This is a genomic window from Pseudomonas sp. W4I3, from assembly GCF_030816195.1.
GTDB lineage: Bacteria > Pseudomonadota > Gammaproteobacteria > Pseudomonadales > Pseudomonadaceae > Aquipseudomonas.
This window is the reverse complement of the sequence record NZ_JAUSXS010000001.1, coordinates 5,812,459-5,828,995: the sequence shown is the minus strand read 5'-3', so window position 1 is coordinate 5,828,995 and position 16,537 is coordinate 5,812,459. Positions and strand designations below refer to the sequence as shown.

Genomic DNA, 16,537 nt, shown 5'->3' with positions numbered 1-16,537 from the left:
AGCATCGCCATGAAAAACCTGAAAACCATCAACGAGCTGGCGCACATCAATTACCTGCACCCCAACCGCATGGAATGGGCGGGCGCGCGCACCGATGACGAGCTGCGCTTTTTGTCCAATGCACTGGTCGGGGAAGCCGGTCAGGAAGACAAGGCCGTGGCCTATTTGTACAAGGAGTTGGGGCAACTGGCCGAGATCGAAATGCACGTGGCCAACACCATGACGCGCATCCTGTGCGAGGCGCAGTCCAACGACGACACGCTGACTGCAGGCGACTCCCTGTACGGCGCGCTGTCCTGCTTCGCTGCCGAAGAGATCAACCACGCCAGCAGCTTCTACCAGTACATCAGGCATCTGTCGGGGCGTGACATCAAGCTCAAGGACAACCTCTTCGCCGAGCGTCGCGCCCTCTACGAAGGCGATGAGTCGCCCAAGATCAAGCTGGCCGCGCTGTGCGCCACCGCATACGTCGGCGAGTCAGTCATCACCGTGTTCGAGCGCCGGTTGAAGGTGCTGGACCCGATGCAGCACAGCCTGTTGACGCGGCTCTTGCATTTTCATGGCCTGGACGAGGCGCGCCACATCCAGTTCGACCACTTTGTGTTCGACCGGATCATTCCAACCCTCAGCAGCGAAGAGCGCCGCCGCATGCACCAATTGATTCATGACACCGAGGCGATGAACACGCAATTGGCTATCACCAGCGGCGAGCAGATCAAGGCGGAATTCGATCTGGACTACACGCAGAACAACCAGGCCGCCCACACCCAGCTGGAGATGACCCTGCGTTTCAGAGAGATCGTCCAGTCCCAGGACCTGATTCGCAAAGTCGACGACTACATGGACCCGGACACCGCGGGCATCGTCAGTGAGTTCTCCCGAGCCAGCGCGATTCACACCCAGTATTTTCATTGAGGATCGCGCCATGAAGTCACAAACGCTTGCCTCGCCAGAGGCCGGGGCAGGGAAGTACCCGCTGAGTGTGGTCGCCGTGCTGGTCGCGCTGTTCCTCGCCGCCATGGACAGCACGGCGGTCAGCACCATCCTGCCGCAGATCAACGCCCAGATGCAGGACACCACCCTGTTTCCCTGGGTGGTTTCCGGCTTCCTGCTGCCGCTGGCCCTGGTCGCGCCGCTGGCGGGCGCGCTCGCCGATCGGTTCGGGGTCGGCGCGATGATGAAGGTCAGCCTGTGTGTGTTCATTGTCGCCTCTGTCTGGGTGGCCCTGAGCCAGGACATGATCATGTTGATCGCGGGCAGGGCGCTGCAGGGCGTGGGCGCGGGTGGCATCATCGTGTTGTCCTACTCGTTGTTGGCGTCGCTGTTCGAGGGGCCCAAGCGCGCGAGCATGCAAGGCATGCTCAGCAGTGTCTGGGGGCTGGCGGCGGTGCTGGGGCCGGTGGCCGGTGCGGTGCTGGGCAGCACGCTGAGCTGGCGCGCTGTGTTCTGGCTCAACTTGCCCCTTGGCGTGCTGGCGCTGTTGGCGCTGTTCTTCGCCCCGACCATCGGCCGTGGCCAGGCCAGCCGGCATGTGGACCCACTGGCACAAGGCGCATTGGCCGTATTCGCGTGTGCGGCGCTGCTGCTGCTGAGCAACCATCCGCTGGAATGGCTTGCCCACCCGATGCCGGTCCTGACCGTGGTCATGCTGGTCGGGCTAGGTGTGTTGGCCGCTCGCGTTCGTGCCGCACCGGACAGCAGCCCGGTGCCGTTGGGGTTCTTCACACGGCCGGTGCTCGGGGTTGTCATGGTGCTGGTGATGGTCTCCAGCGTGGGCTTGTACGCGTCCGTCAGCCTGCTGCCGGTGGCGCTCGATCACGTCCGGGCCAGCGCCTTGTCCGGTGGCGCGCTGATCATGCTGGCCGCGCTGGGCTGGGTGGCCGGCGCGACGCTATGCGGCAAGCGCCTGGCCCGCGTCGGCTTCAAGACGATGGCGGTCGGCGGCATGCTGCTGCTGATGCTCGGCTGTTCGAGCGTGGCGGCCGGGCTGTATTGGGCGTTCTGGCCGGGGATCGGCGCCGGGCAGGTGATGGTCGGGCTGGGGATGGGGCTGACGGCAACCACTACGCTGGTCTTTGCCCAGAACAGCGCGCCGGTGGAACAGTTGGGGGCTTACACCTCCACGGTGCAGTTCCTGCGCAGTCTCGGCGCCGCTTTTGGCGTCAACGGGATGGTCGCGGTTGCGCTCTACCTGCCGCCGGGCCATGCCTACCCCGCGACTTTCCTGGTGCTTGGCCTGATTATGGGATGCGGTTTACTCTTTGCGTGTGGAATGCCTTCGGCCATTGGACTACGGAAAGACTCACTGGGGTAGTAATGCAAGTTGAAATGACCCACCACGCTGCGCTGGTCGTCGAGCGCCAGATAACCAAGCTGGACGCCGACGAAAGCGAACCCCATCGACACCCCATCGGGCAATTCGTCCTGGTCAAAAAGGGCATGCTGCAGGGCAGTACCGCAGATCAACGCTGGCTGCTCAAGGCGGGTATGGCGGTGTGGATTCCGCCGCAGACCCTGCACGCCGGCGCCGCCGACACCCAGGTAGACCTCACGGTGCTCTATCTGGGGGCTGAGCGGTCCAGGGACTTTTCCCCCCAGCTCAAGCTCATCGATGCGTCTTCGCTGATGATCGCCCTGTGCGAGCGCCTCGCCGAAGACAACGTGCGGCCACTGTCCGACGCCCAGCGCAACTGCATCGTGGAGTTGCTATTTGAAGATATCAGCGCGATTCCAGCCAGTGACATGGTCCTGCCGCTGCCCAGCGACCTGCGGCTCAAGCGCGTCACCGACCAACTGATTGCCCGGCCGGGCATGCGCAAGAGCCTGGCGGAGTGGGGCGGCGAGGTTGGCGCTACCGAGCGCACCCTGACCCGTTTGTTTCGTCGGCAGACCGGGTTGTGCTACACCCAGTGGCACAATCGCCTGCTGCTGGTGGAGGCTTATCGGGGACTGATGGTCGAGCACACCAATGAGCGCGTGGCGCAACACCTGGGGTTTGCTTCAAGCGATTCCTTTGGCCATTGGTTTCGCCGGGTCACTGGCAGCAGTCCCGGCAAGGTGCGCAGTACTTTGCAGGGCAGCGCGGAACACCTGGCCTGAAAATGTCCGTTCTGTTCGTTCTTATGTCCTGCCGGACCATTCTGGACGAGCGAGGACTGCCTTAGCCTAGGCCTCTGTCTTTATGTGCCACGAGGCCCGGGCGATGACCGAATACGATGCGTTGAGGATTTTCCATGTACTGGCGGCCGTGGCGGCCACCGGCCCGTTGCTGGTGGCCCCTTGGCTGTCGGCGCAGCTCAAACGGTGCGACGAGCTGACCAAGCCCTTGCTGCTGAGGGGGTTGACCTTCACGGATCGCTTTTACAACGTCGCCGGTTGGGGGCTGATCCTGAGCGGCGTGCTGATGTTCTGGCTCCTGGACTGGCGCCGCAGCTTCGAAGTATGGTTTGTGCTCAGCGTCAGCCTGTTCGTACTCGATTCGGTGCTCGAAAAATGCCTGCGCGACCCGGCCAGGGAGGTTCTTGAGCGCACGCAGGCGCAGACCGAACAGTGGCAACCCGCCGCGCGCCGCATCCACCTTGGCGTGCTGGGCCAGGCGCTGTGCACCTGCGCGATCCTGCTGGTCATGCTGTTGCACAGCCAGATGACGTTGAACATGCTGGCCCTGAGACTCTTCTGACGGAGGGTGGCTGGGCCAGTCAGCGGTCTGCATCTGTTCACGGGGTGATCTTGACGTAGAATGCAGGCCTTTGTTCAGGCTGTTACTCAGAGGGCTCCATTTTGGCTCAATACGTCTTCACCATGCATCGGCTGGGAAAAGTTGTTCCTCCGAAGCGGGAAATTCTTAAAAACATTTCGCTGTCCTTCTTTCCGGGCGCCAAGATCGGCGTGCTCGGCCTCAACGGTTCGGGCAAGTCCACGCTGCTGAAAATCATGGCCGGCGTCGACACCGAGTTCGAAGGCGAAGCCCGCCCGATGCCCGAACTGAACATCGGCTACCTGCCGCAGGAACCCCAGCTGGATCCGAGCAAGACCGTGCGCGAAGTGGTCGAAGAAGCTGTCAGCGTGATCAAGGACGCCCAGGCGCGCCTGGACGAGGTCTACGCCGCCTACGCCGAACCGGATGCCGACTTCGACAAGCTGGCCGCCGAACAGGCCAAGCTCGAGGCGATCCTGCAGGCGGGCGACGGGCACAACCTGGAGCGCCAACTGGAAGTCGCCGCCGACGCGCTGCGCCTGCCGGCGTGGGACGCCAAAATCGAATTCCTGTCCGGTGGTGAGAAGCGCCGTGTGGCCCTGTGCCGCCTGCTGCTTTCCGCGCCCGACATGTTGCTGCTCGACGAACCGACCAACCACTTGGACGCCGATTCCGTCGCCTGGCTGGAACATTTCCTTCACGACTTCCCAGGCACCGTGGTTGCGATCACGCACGACCGTTACTTCCTGGACAACGTTGCTGGCTGGATCCTCGAACTCGACCGTGGCGCCGGTATCCCTTACGAGGGCAACTACTCCGGTTGGCTGGAAGCCAAGTCCGACCGTCTGGCCGCCGAATCCAAGCAGCAATCGGCTCACGAAAAAGCCATGAAGGAAGAACTGGAATGGGTGCGCAAAGGCGCCAAGGCCCGCCAGTCCAAATCCAAGGCCCGTCTGCAACGCTTTGAAGAAATGCAGTCGCAGGAATTCCAGAAGCGCAGCGAAACCAACGAGATCTACATCCCGGCCGGCCCGCGCCTGGGTGACAAGGTCATCGAATTCAAGAACGTGTGCAAAGGCTACGGCGACCGCGTGTTGATCGATAACCTGTCGTTCGCCATGCCAAAAGGCGCGATCGTCGGCGTTATCGGTGGTAACGGTGCGGGTAAATCCACCCTGTTCCGCATGCTGATGGGCAAGGAAACCCCGGATTCGGGCAGCATCGAGATCGGCGAAACCGTGCAAATGGCCTGTGTGGACCAGAGCCGCGACGACCTCGACGGCAGCAAGACGGTGTTCCAGCAGATTTCCGACGGTTCCGACCAGATCCGTATCGGCAACTATGAAATCCCGTCGCGCACCTATGTCGGCCGCTTCAACTTCAAGGGCGGCGACCAGCAGAAGTTCGTCAAGGACCTGTCCGGTGGTGAGCGTGGCCGCTTGCACCTGGCCCTGACCTTGAAAGAAGGCGGCAACGTGTTGCTGCTCGACGAACCGTCCAACGACCTCGACGTTGAAACCCTGCGTTCCCTGGAAGAAGCCTTGCTGGACTTCCCGGGCGCCGCCATTGTGATCTCTCACGATCGGTGGTTCCTTGACCGTGTCGCGACCCACATCCTGGCGTACGAAGACGACTCCCAGGCGGTGTTCTTCGAAGGCAACTACACCGAGTACGAAGCGGACCGTAAGAAGCGTTTGGGTGAGGCCGCTGCCCAGCCGCACCGTGTGCGTCACAAGAAGCTGGCCTGATTCGGGTTGGTGGTGTGAAAGAGCGGAGCCTTCGGGCTCCGTTTTTTTTGCCTGCTTTTTCATCGAGACCGAGTTGGAGCCATCGGGGGCAAGCCCCCTCCCACATTTTGAAATGCATTCCAATGTGGGAGGGGGCTTGCCCCCGATGGCTATCTAACTATTGGTGCATAACCCAGCCTGAAATCCCCATTCAGGGGCAAAAAAGCCGCTTTATTTATACCTAATGCACCATTTAATTTCACAAAGGCGACATTTTGCCCTGTCCCGGTGCGAAATGAATTGTTAGAGTCCGGCTCAATCTCTGTTTAACAACAATCATTTTGCCGAGACTTTTCATGCACGAATCCGTCGAATCCTTCCTTGCCCGCCTCAAGAAACGCGACCCTGACCAACCGGAATTCCACCAGGCCGTAGAAGAAGTTCTGCGCAGCCTGTGGCCGTTTCTTGAAGCCAATCCCCACTACCTGACCTCGGGCATTCTGGAGCGCATCTGCGAGCCGGAACGCGCAATTACGTTCCGGGTGTCTTGGGTGGATGACCACGGCAAGGTCCAGGTCAATCGCGGTTTCCGCATCCAGATGAACAGTGCCATCGGCCCTTACAAAGGCGGCTTGCGCTTCCACCCTTCGGTGAACCTGGGCGTGCTGAAATTCCTCGCCTTCGAGCAGACCTTCAAGAACTCCCTGACCTCGCTGCCCATGGGCGGCGGCAAGGGCGGCTCGGACTTCGACCCCAAGGGCAAGAGCGACGCCGAAGTGATGCGCTTCTGCCAGGCGTTCATGAGCGAGCTGTACCGCCACATCGGTGCGGACGTGGACGTACCGGCCGGCGATATCGGCGTGGGCGCCCGTGAAATCGGCTTTCTGTTCGGCCAGTACAAGCGCCTGAGCAATCAGTTCACCTCGGTATTGACCGGCAAGGGCATGACCTACGGCGGCAGCCTGATCCGCCCGGAAGCCACCGGTTTTGGCTGTGTGTACTTCGCCGAAGAAATGCTCAAGCGCGACGGCCAGCGGGTCGAAGGCAAGCGCGTGGCGATTTCCGGTTCAGGCAACGTGGCGCAGTACGCGGCGCGCAAAGTGATGGACCTGGGTGGCAAGGTGATTTCCCTGTCGGACTCCGAAGGCACCCTGTATGCCGAGAGCGGTTTGACCGAGGAGCAATGGGAGGCACTGCTCGCGCTGAAAAACGTACAGCGCGGCCGCATCAGCGAACTGGCCGAGCGTTTCGGCCTGGAGTTTCGCCCAGGTAAAACGCCGTGGGAGCTGGCTTGCGACATCGCGCTGCCCTGCGCCACCCAGAACGAACTCGACGCCGACGCGGCCCGCGCCCTATTGCGCAATGGCTGTCGCTGTGTGGCCGAAGGCGCCAACATGCCGACCACCCTGGAGGCAGTGGATATCTTTATCGAAGCGGGCATTCTGTTTGCGCCGGGCAAGGCTTCCAATGCCGGCGGCGTGGCCGTGAGTGGCCTGGAGATGTCGCAGAACGCCATGCGCCTGCTGTGGACCGCCGGTGAGGTGGACAGCAAGCTGCACAACATCATGCAGTCGATCCACCACGCCTGTGTGCATTACGGCGAAGAAAACGGCCGAGTCAACTACGTGAAAGGCGCGAACATCGCAGGCTTCGTCAAAGTCGCCGATGCAATGCTGGCCCAGGGCATCGTTTAACCCTGGGGCTCAATGCGCAGCACTTCGATCAACTGATCGCCGACGGGGCGCTTCCACAGCACCTCGTCACCCACCTGGGCGCCCAGCAACGCGCGGCCCAGGGGCGAACCCCAGTTGATCAAGCCCGCGTTGGCGTCGGCCTGGTCTTCGCCGACCAACTGGATGCGCTGCTGTTCGTCCTGTTCATTGGCGAAGGTCACCCAACTGCCGATCTGCACCCTGTCGGTGGAAGTCGCCGGCGCCACGACCTGGGCGCTCTGCACCCTCTGGTTGAAGTAACGCAAGTCCCGCTCAAGGTCGGCCAGGCGTTGTTTGTCAGCCTGTTCGCCTTTAGCGGATTCTTTGCTGTGTTCCAGTTGCAACTGCCCCACCTTGGCCTGCAACAGCGCTAGACCCTGGGTGGTCAAGCGATTTGGCTGCTCACTGACCTGACGCTCCACCGGCTGATCAGCCTGGGCGGCGGCGTTATCTTCATTCACAAAAGCTCGGCTCATGACATTCTCCTCAATGGAGTTTGGGCCATGTCCACCGCACGATCGTTCCCACGCTCCGCTTCCAACACAAAAGCGAGCTATTGCGAGCGATAGGCTTTGGCCGCATCCCGATCTTTTTCCTGCTGCCATTCATGCTCGCGGTCGTCCCGGCGGCGGTCCTGATAGTCGCGCAGCTCCTCGTTCTCACGCATGGCCTTGCACTGGCGGAAACCGTCTTCCCAGCCTTCGGCGTATTGCCGGTCTTTCAGATAGCGCGCAACGTTCTTGCGAAACTCTCCCGTGATCACCCCGGCAGCCTGGCGACCACTGCTGCAACCGTCGTCAAAGCCATCGGCAAAGGCCGGCGGATAACCCTTGGCCAGCAAATCCTGATGGGTTGTCTGGCAGCCCAACAGCCCAACCACTGCACACAGCATGACCGCATACCGCCACATGGCGAACTCCCTGGCCGATTTACGGCTGATGGAGAAAGTCTAGTCAGGGATTTGTCGAGGCGGTGTGAAAGGGCTGTGAGAAGTAAGTTTCATCGTTCCCACGCCCTGCGTGGAAATGCCTCTTGGGACGCTCCGCGTCCCGCCAACCGCTGCAAGTTTCGATTACTGCGCACGGGTGACGCGGAGCGTCACGGGCTGCATTCCCACGCGGGAGCGTGGGAACGATCTATTGTTCAGGAGGTGTGAAAGGAGTTGGTTAAAGGGCCATCAACGACGATTCCCTTTAAATTGCAGGACGATTCCTAGAGAATCTCTGGCCTATTGCGCCGTACTGTTTGAGTCACTAGCCTCCCTGGGTCGCTGCACATCAGCGATCGGGTTTAGCGATCCGGGTTTCAGGCGTGTCACCGCTTCCAACACTATCAGTCGGCTTTTGCCTGCTTTTAACGTTTTATGGTGGCTGTGTGCTGGAGACCTTCGAGTCTACCCGGGGTGCTCCTGGCCCGGATCGCTAACCTGCACACAGCTGCCACCCTCTTCATGTTTAGCGATGTGATGTGGCGGCTCTACTTCTGCAGAGAGCAATCATCATGAGCAAGGTCGTCCCCGATCCCCCCCTGTCCACGATCACCACCCTCGGTGTTGTCACGTTTGGCGATTACGGCGAAAACGAAAAGCCACTGTTCCGCGTTAATTCAGGCATGCCGATTGAGCAAGCCCTGGAACATGCCTCTACCCTGCTTTACTACTCCAAGAAGCTCGCAATGGAAGCCGCCATGGATGTGCGCGGCGAACAATACGCATGGGCTGCACATTATCTGTGTGAGATGGGCAAGGCCGTGGTGGATGACCTGACCCAAGCGATGACGCCCTCAACGTAAGCGGATATAGCTTTTTTGGCGAGCGGGGCAAGCCCGCTCGCCACGAAACTATCGATGTTTCGGGTTCTAGATGTAGCACTCAGGCGTAATAGCCCACTGTCTTTTTCAGTTGATCTGCATATTCGTAAATTTCATCGATGGTTGAAATCGCATGTCGGGTTTCATTCTTGTCCTCATCAAATATCCCAAGATATTTTTGGCTGCGATTGAAGTGGAGTCGGCAAATGGGCTTACGATTGTTGTCATCCAGTAATATCCCAAAATAGCTCTGGGTATCTCGCTGAACGATTCGTTTGGCATCGACAACGGAGCGGACGACAGCACGGACAATGTGATAACCCTCTAACTCTTCAAGCGTTGTCAAAATCTTATCTTCTGACTCGTCACGATCAGGGCTATCTGTGCTCACGCTATTTGCAGCAGTCAAGGAAGCAACTGTCGGCTGAATTGCACCGCTCATCGCTGATTTGAGTCGATCATTGATTTGATCATTCAGAAATTGAGCCAACGCTTTTCGTGTCAATTCGAAAAACTGATCACGTACTTTTTGTGTGATCACTCCTTCGTAAACACGCGATGCGAAAAATTTCACGAAGTCGTCTTCTGGTTTGCTTACCTGGGCGCCGATAATTTTTTTGAGTTGACTTACGTATTTCAGTTCACCCGCAGCGTTGATGATCGAGTCGACGTCGAATGCAGACTTAGTGAGTTTTATCAACTCCGGCACGGAGTATTCATCAATATCCAGCAAGTCCAGTTCTAAGAACGGTTTCTCATCCATTTTATTGGGCGCATCAAGATCTGTAAAAAACCGATAAACCTGGCCGTTGGTGAGAATTGAAATTCTCGCGCTTGTGACATGGAAGTAACGAAAAAGCTGCGACGCGTGGTTAATACTCAATGATTCACCGATTTTTTTGCATTCGATGAGTATTTGAACCTCGCCATTTTTCATAATGGCATAGTCGATTTTTTCGCCTTTTTTTGTCCCGACATCGCAGACAAACTCAGGCGTCACTTCCTGCGGATCAAATACGTCGTAGCCAAGCACTGTGTTGATAAAAGGCATTACAAAGGCATTTTTTGTGGCCTCTTCTGTTTGAATGGCAGGGCCTTGCAACCTAACCTTTGCGGCCAGGCTGGTGAGCTTTTCAAAAAAATCCATAGTGAGCCTCTTACCTATTCGGGTCCGTGTATAGACGTGGTGGCAATATGATTGCTACCCGAGACTAGTTACATATCCTCATAAAGCGAGGCTTAGGCAGAGCAAGTTTTCAGTTAGTCAAAAAAGCTCAAAAACCTTCCAAAATTTTCTACTTAAAAATCAGAGACCTGGAGCTTTTTGAGGATTTTCTGTGCAGGTGAAGAATTTTGGTAACGCTTAGCGTATTTCTCCCAGGGCGGCATGCTCCGCTAACTCCTGCTGGATAAACGCTGCAATCATCGCGCGATACACCGGTTCGGTGACCTCAGGATTGGCGCCCACCGTTTGGGATATCTCCCGCACCTTGGCGATGACTTGCTCGACTCGTTGCGGTGCCTTGACGCCATCAGCGTCTTTTTTGAAGCGTGCCGCTTGAGATACGTAGCGTCCGCGCTCTGCCAGCAGGGTGACGATTTGCTGGTCGAGGCTGTCGATGTGGGTTCGGATTTCTTCGAGGCTTGTGCAGTTAACGGCCATGTTAATGATGCTCCTGGCAGGCGATACAGCTTACTTGGCTATACGAGAACCCAATGTGGGAGGGGGCTTGCCCCCGATGGCTGAGTGTCAGTCACTGCATCGGGTGGCTGGTTCACCGCTATCGGGAGCAAGCCCCCTCCCACATTTTGATGTTTGTCCGGCTTGAATCAGTAGTGATACCACTTCACTTCGAGCATCACTTCATTCACTGGCGTCGACAAGTGACTGTATTCGCGCTGGGCGCTCAAGCGCAGGCCCAGGTTGCGCGACAGTTCCCACTGCTGGTTCAGGCTGATGCTGCGCCGTACTTCGCCATTGGTGAAGAAATCCCCCTTGGCTTCCAGGCTCAGGTTGCCCAGCGGGTTTTTCCACAACACGCCGGTGTTGAACCCGGCCGCGGGGGAGATGGCTTCGCTGAAGTCATTGTTGTGTTCCACACGCACGGTGCCGAGGGCGAAGCCGAGCATGTCGTCGCTCAACTGCCAGGTGCCGCCGGCGCCGCCGTTGACGTGCGCGACGAGGGTTTCGTCGTCGTGTTTGCCCGGTACGCGCTCCAGGCCGCCGGTGACTTGCCAGGACCAGGGCTGCAGCAAGGCGTTGCGCGGGGTCAGGGAACGGATGGTGGCCAGATCCAGTTGCTGCAGTTGCCAGTGGTTGCCTTCGTACTGGCGCAGTTTCATCTGCAGGATCTCGATTTGCGCGCCAAGGGGGAAGCCCTCGGCGTTGTCGTTGAGGTCGTGGTAGGCCATGCGCAGGCCGTATTCGCCGAAGGCTTTGTCGCCACGGGTACCGATGCCGGCCTGCCAGGTGCGCGACTCGTGACCGTTTTCCGGCAGGCCGGGCGGGGTGATCTTCAGGTCTGGCGCAGGGTTCTGGTTGATCGCGCGCAGCAGTTCAAAGCTGCGCTGGGAGCGTTCGGTGTCGCGTTCCAGGCCGTTGGCGCGGTAGCGGCCGAGGCGATAGGCGGCATCGATGATCAGCGCCTGACGCTCGCGGGGCAGGGCTTTGAAGGCCGGCGCCTGCAGCTGCTTCTGGTCGTCGCTGATGCTCAGCACCCATTGTTGCTCATCGCCATCCAGCGGTTTGGCACGCTCGAGCAGTTCGCGCTCACGGGAGGGGCGATAGTCGATTTTCTCTACCAGGCCCGCGTCTTTCACGGCCTTGACGGTATCGGTGGGGATTGCGGTCAGCGGGAACTGTTCGGTCAGGCGCAGGCCGGGGCGCGCCACTTGCAGCAGTTCGAGCAGGCGGTAGGAGCAGTTTTCATCGAAGAAGAAATAGTCGAACTGGATCTGCTTGAGTTCCCACACGTGCTCGACCATGCGCTTGGTCTCGACTTCGGTGAGGTTCAGGCGGTATTCCCACAGGTCACGGTTTTCCAGGCTGCGGTACTCTGAGAGTTTTTCCTGGTAGGGCACCAGGGCGAACAGGCCGGGGTAGCCGCCCATCAGGCCCTTCCAGGCATACAGAATGCTGTTGTCCGAACCTTCGATGTAGGCGCCGAAGTTGATCGCGTAGCTGAGCAGCGCGGTGTTGTTACTTTGCACGTCGGCCTGGTCGATGCGCAGCAAGGTGTGGCCGAACATCGAAGACGGGCTGTTGAGGTACGCCGCCGGGAAAATCATCACCGCGCTGTGGGGCGCGACGTCGCTGAACCACTGCTTGAATTCCTTGCAGTCCACCGCCGGCAGGTCGTTCAACTGCAACTGGTCCTTGAGCCAGCGGGTGCGGGCGGGGTACACACATTGGGCGTGCTTTTCACCCAGGCTGGCCGGTGCGTACAACGCCTGCACGGTGGCCTTGAGTTCGGCGTCCGGATGGTGCGCGCCATCGGCGGCGAGGAAAAACTTCTTGTCGCTGACATAGCTGCGCCAGCCCTTGATCTTGCCGGCTTCGTAATGGCCCAGGGATAACCAGAAAGGGTCATTGGCCAGTTGCTGCAAACGTTGATCGTCGAGGTGCGGTGCCGCATGCAGCGGGGCGCAGGCGAAGAGAGCCAGGCAAGCGAGGCGTTTGAGCATGGGGGCTACTTAAGTCGGACTGAAAAAAAGACCCAAGGGGGACAGGTCAAAAAAATAAAGCCCGCGCCTCAAGAGACGCGGGCAGGTCGAGCTTAAGCCTGGGTAGCGTATTTCGCCAGACGGGCATCACTTTTCAGTACGGCAATGGTGTTGTTGTGCACGTCGTCAGCGGTCACGTCAGCCTTGCTGAAGATCTGCTGGAAGTGCTCGTGGGTCACGGCCGCGAAGTGCTCGCGATCTTCCGGTGCCACGCCCAGTACCACGGCGTAGGTGGTCAGCGCTTCGCCGTTACCCTTGGCCATGTCTTCGGACAGCTCGTTCATCATGCCATTCATGGCAATCCACGACTTGCCGCCGTAGCTCAGCGCGCTGTTGGTGCTGCAACCGTTGGTGCCCGAGGTCATGCCGAAGGTGGCGTTACCTGAGGTGCCGTTGGTGGTGGAGGCAAGGAAGTGGGCCGGAGTACCGCGCTGGCCTTCGAACAACATGTTGCCCCAACCGCAGTTCGGGCCACCTGGTGCTTCTGCCATTGCATTGAGGGAGACGACGGTGAAGAGAGTACCAAGAAGGATCCGTTTCATAGCTTTGTTCTCTTTGTGTGCAAACCAATGGACAAGGGTTCAGGCGCTTCGCAGCACCCTAGGGGCCAGTTATTAGTCCAACCCGCGCAGTTTGGAGTTTAGGCACGTTCCAGGGGTTCCGTGATTTTTTATAAAACATTCGGTCTTGAACGATTTTTTTGTACGGCGCGTGTGCTGTCTACGCTTTCCCATAAGCGCGCCTTGCCAGAGCGCGCAACCGAGAGCCAGAATGCCCCCATCTGCCCCGCCTGATGTAAGGAAGCCCGATGCCTGATCCTGTTGCTGCCAGCTTGCGTCTAGCGCCCGAAGCGCTGACTCGCCCTTTCTCCGCTGAACAGTTCAGCTTCTCGACCACCAATGATTTGGAGCCCTTTCGCGGTGTGCTTGGCCAGGAACGTGCGGTTGAAGCATTGCAGTTCGGCGTGGCGATGCCACGTCCCGGTTACAACGTGTTTGTCATGGGCGAGCCCGGTACCGGTCGCTTCTCGTTCGTCAAACGTTACCTGAAGGCCGAAGGCAAACGCCTGCAAACCCCGTCGGACTGGGTGTATGTGAATAATTTCGACGAGCCGCGCGAACCGCGCGCCCTGGAATTGCCAGGCGGCGCCGCGGCGGCGTTCATCGCCGATATCAACGGCTTGGTCGACAACCTAGTGGCGACCTTCCCGGCGGTGTTCGAGCACCCGACTTATCAACAGCGCAAAAGCGCCATCGACCGTGCGTTCAACCAGCGTTACGACAAGGCCCTGGACGTGATCGAGCGTCTGGCCCTGGAAAAAGACGTGGCGCTGTACCGCGACAGTTCCAACATCGCCTTCACGCCGATGCTCGATGGCAAGGCCCTGGACGAGGCGGAGTTCTCGCAACTGCCGGAAGCCGACCGCGAGCGTTTTCACACGGATATTTCCGAACTGGAAGAGCGCCTTAACGAAGAGTTGGCGAGCCTGCCGCAGTGGAAGCGTGAATCGAACAACCTGCTGCGCCAGTTCAACGAAGAAACCATCACCCTGGCCCTGCAGCCTTTGCTCGCTCCGCTGTCGGAAAAGTACGCGGAAAACGCCGCCGTCTGCGGTTACCTGCAGGCCATGCAGGTCTACCTGCTGAAAACCGTGGTCGAGCAATTGGTGGACGACTCGAAGACTGACGCCCAGGCGCGCAAACTGCTGGAAGAGCAGTACTGCCCGAGCCTGGTGGTTGGCCATGCGGTCAACGGCGGCGCGCCGGTGGTGTTCGAGCCGCACCCGACCTACGACAACCTGTTCGGCCGTATCGAATACAGCACCGACCAGGGCGCGCTGTACACCACGTATCGTCAGCTGCGCCCAGGCGCGTTGCACCGTGCCAACGGGGGTTTCCTGATCCTGGAAGCAGAGAAGATGCTCGGTGAGCCGTTTGTGTGGGATGCGCTCAAGCGCTCCTTGCAATCGCGCAAATTGAAGATGGAGTCGCCGCTTGGCGAACTGGGTCGCCTGGCCACCGTGACGCTCAACCCGCAGATGATCCCGTTGCAGGTCAAGGTGATCATCATCGGTTCGCGCCAGCTGTACTACGCGTTGCAGGATGCCGATCCGGACTTCCAGGAAATGTTCCGGGTGTTGGTGGACTTCGACGAAGACATTCCGATGGTCGACGAAAGCCTGGAGCAGTTCGCCCAGTTGCTCAAGACGCGCACCTCGGAAGAGGGCATGGCGCCGCTGACGTCGGATGCGGTGGCGCGGCTGGCGACCTACAGCGCACGCCTGGCGGAACATCAGGGCCGCTTGTCGGCGCGCATTGGCGACTTGTTCCAACTGGTCAGTGAGGCGGATTTCATCCGTCACCTGGCGGGCGACGAAATGACCGACGCCGGGCACATCGAACGTGCGCTCAAGGCCAAGGCCACCCGCACCGGTCGCGTGTCGGCGCGGATTCTCGACGACATGCTTGCCGGGGTGATCCTGATCGACACCGCAGGCGCTGCCGTGGGCAAGTGCAACGGGCTGACAGTGCTGGAAGTCGGTGATTCGGCATTCGGCGTACCGGCGCGGATTTCCGCCACGGTGTACCCCGGCGGCAGCGGTATTGTCGACATCGAGCGTGAGGTCAACCTTGGCCAGCCGATTCACTCCAAGGGCGTGATGATCCTCACCGGTTACCTGGGCAGCCGTTACGCTCAAGAATTCCCGCTGGCGATCTCGGCGAGCATCGCATTGGAACAGTCCTACGGTTACGTGGATGGCGACAGTGCCTCCCTGGGCGAAGCCTGTACCTTGATCTCGGCCTTGTCGAAAACGCCGCTTAAGCAGTGCTTTGCCATCACCGGCTCGATCAACCAGTTTGGTGAAGTGCAGGCCGTGGGCGGGGTCAACGAGAAGATCGAAGGCTTCTTCCGCCTGTGCGAAGCGCGCGGTTTGACGGGTGAGCAGGGCGCAATCATTCCCCAGGCCAACGTGGCCACGCTGATGCTCGACGAAAAGGTCCTGCAGGCTGTGCGCGCCGGGCAATTCCATGTCTATGCGGTGCGCCAGGCGGATGAAGCGCTGAGCCTGCTGGTGGGCGAGGATGCCGGCGAGCCGGACGCCGAGGGGCAGTTCCCGGAAGGCACGGTCAATGCTCGCGTGGTAGAGCGTTTGCGCGCGATTGCGGAAATGATCAGCGAGGAAGACTTGAAGGAGGCGGAAAAGGAACTGGCGCAACAGGCGCTGGCTGAGGCCAAGCCAAGCTGATTTCTCAAGGCCACTGGGATAAAAAAATGTGGGAGGGGGCTTGCCCCCGATAGCGGTGTGTCAGTCAAAAATACTGAGGCTGACACACTGCTATCGGGGGCAAGCCCCCTCCCACATTTTGATTTGTGAATGCCATTAAATTGACGAACAAACGCAAGCCAGTGCCGTTGGTCTCTACAACCCTGGTTTGTCGCGTTTTTCTTCTATCCTCAGTTTAAGGATATCCACAGGAGTCGCAGGATAGAAACAGCCTCGCCTTTGCGCTGGGGCTGAACGCCGATCTACCGAGGGTCGCCGCCATGCCGCGCAACCTTTGCCTTACCCGCCAGTGCCTGGGCCTGCAAACCCGTATCGAATGCTCCATCCGCCCCCTCGCCGGGGAGACTGGGATGTGGACGTTATTGTTTGCCGCCGGCATGTCGGGCGAACAGCCTTCCACGGTCAAGTCTCAAGGCCCGTTTCACGGGCCGTTCGTGGCAGAAACCATGTTGGGTTCCATCGTCGACAGCCTGACCCTGCATGGCTACGAACAGTTGGACGAGCCGCAGATCTGGTGCCTGCACCTGCAAGCCCATCTGCGCCAACTCAACGGCGGCCAGGAGCAATTGGCCCTGTAATCGCG

Annotated in this window: 15 protein-coding genes; 9 read left to right on the top strand and 6 right to left on the bottom strand. The window is 59.5% G+C overall.

Translation table 11 applies throughout. The features are described 5' to 3' along the window. The first annotated feature begins 9 nt into the window (after positions 1-9). The 6 genes from QF045_RS26550 to gdhA all read left to right on the top strand — a co-directional run bounded on the left by QF045_RS26550 (position 10) and on the right by gdhA (position 7,118). A complete protein-coding gene (locus QF045_RS26550) occupies positions 10-915 on the top strand; it encodes a diiron oxygenase (protein WP_306494694.1) in 906 nt (301 codons plus the stop codon). Positions 916-925: 10 nt separating this feature from the next. After that, on the top strand, positions 926-2,314 hold the full coding sequence (locus QF045_RS26545; protein ID WP_306494693.1) for an MFS transporter: 1,389 nt from the start codon (positions 926-928) through the stop codon (positions 2,312-2,314). Positions 2,315-2,316: 2 nt separating this feature from the next. Then, a complete protein-coding gene (locus QF045_RS26540; RefSeq protein WP_306494692.1) occupies positions 2,317-3,099 on the top strand; it encodes an AraC family transcriptional regulator in 783 nt (260 codons plus the stop codon). 103 nt (positions 3,100-3,202) lie between these two features. After that, positions 3,203-3,679, top strand: a complete 477-nt coding sequence (locus QF045_RS26535; RefSeq protein ID WP_306494691.1) for a DUF2269 family protein — start codon at positions 3,203-3,205, stop codon at positions 3,677-3,679. Between the two features lie 101 nt (positions 3,680-3,780). Further along, complete coding sequence (gene ettA, locus QF045_RS26530; RefSeq protein ID WP_306494690.1) at positions 3,781-5,445, top strand: energy-dependent translational throttle protein EttA; 1,665 nt, start codon at positions 3,781-3,783, stop codon at positions 5,443-5,445. 335 nt (positions 5,446-5,780) lie between these two features. Beyond that, positions 5,781-7,118, top strand: coding sequence for an NADP-specific glutamate dehydrogenase (gene gdhA, locus QF045_RS26525; RefSeq protein WP_306494689.1), 1,338 nt, complete (start codon positions 5,781-5,783; stop codon positions 7,116-7,118). On the opposite strand, the gene QF045_RS26520 is transcribed toward gdhA, so the two are convergent. Both QF045_RS26520 and QF045_RS26515 read right to left on the bottom strand, forming a co-directional pair. Further along, the gene (locus QF045_RS26520; RefSeq protein WP_306494688.1) at positions 7,115-7,612 is read right to left on the bottom strand and encodes a GreA/GreB family elongation factor; all 498 of its coding nucleotides are present in this window, start codon (positions 7,610-7,612) and stop codon (positions 7,115-7,117) included. The genes gdhA and QF045_RS26520 overlap by 4 nt on opposite strands. 77 nt (positions 7,613-7,689) lie before the next feature. Beyond that, on the bottom strand, positions 7,690-8,046 hold the full coding sequence (locus QF045_RS26515; protein WP_306494687.1) for a hypothetical protein: 357 nt from the start codon (positions 8,044-8,046) through the stop codon (positions 7,690-7,692). A 590-nt stretch (positions 8,047-8,636) separates the two neighbouring features. Between QF045_RS26515 and QF045_RS26510 the strand changes: the two genes are divergently transcribed. Further along, entirely contained in the window at positions 8,637-8,927 is a 291-nt protein-coding gene (locus tag QF045_RS26510) for a DUF3077 domain-containing protein (RefSeq protein WP_306494686.1), read from the top strand. Between the two features lie 79 nt (positions 8,928-9,006). Here the strand turns inward: QF045_RS26510 and QF045_RS26505 are convergent, their stop codons facing one another. The 4 genes from QF045_RS26505 to QF045_RS26490 form a co-directional block, all read right to left on the bottom strand. After that, a complete protein-coding gene (locus QF045_RS26505; protein ID WP_306494685.1) occupies positions 9,007-10,092 on the bottom strand; it encodes a type I restriction endonuclease in 1,086 nt (361 codons plus the stop codon). Positions 10,093-10,308: 216 nt separating this feature from the next. After that, a complete protein-coding gene (locus tag QF045_RS26500; protein WP_306494684.1) occupies positions 10,309-10,608 on the bottom strand; it encodes a chorismate mutase in 300 nt (99 codons plus the stop codon). A gap of 167 nt (positions 10,609-10,775) precedes the next feature. After that, entirely contained in the window at positions 10,776-12,629 is a 1,854-nt protein-coding gene (locus QF045_RS26495; RefSeq protein WP_306494683.1) for a DUF4105 domain-containing protein, read from the bottom strand. 92 nt (positions 12,630-12,721) lie between these two features. Further along, positions 12,722-13,210 (bottom strand): DUF3015 domain-containing protein, encoded by a 489-nt coding sequence (locus tag QF045_RS26490; protein WP_010206666.1) that lies wholly within the window; start codon positions 13,208-13,210, stop codon positions 12,722-12,724. A 266-nt stretch (positions 13,211-13,476) separates the two neighbouring features. Between QF045_RS26490 and QF045_RS26485 the strand changes: the two genes are divergently transcribed. Beyond that, positions 13,477-15,915, top strand: a complete 2,439-nt coding sequence (locus QF045_RS26485; RefSeq protein WP_306494682.1) for a Lon protease family protein — start codon at positions 13,477-13,479, stop codon at positions 15,913-15,915. Between the two features lie 299 nt (positions 15,916-16,214). Beyond that, complete coding sequence (locus QF045_RS26480) at positions 16,215-16,532, top strand: hypothetical protein (RefSeq protein ID WP_306494681.1); 318 nt, start codon at positions 16,215-16,217, stop codon at positions 16,530-16,532. Positions 16,533-16,537: the final 5 nt, after the last annotated feature.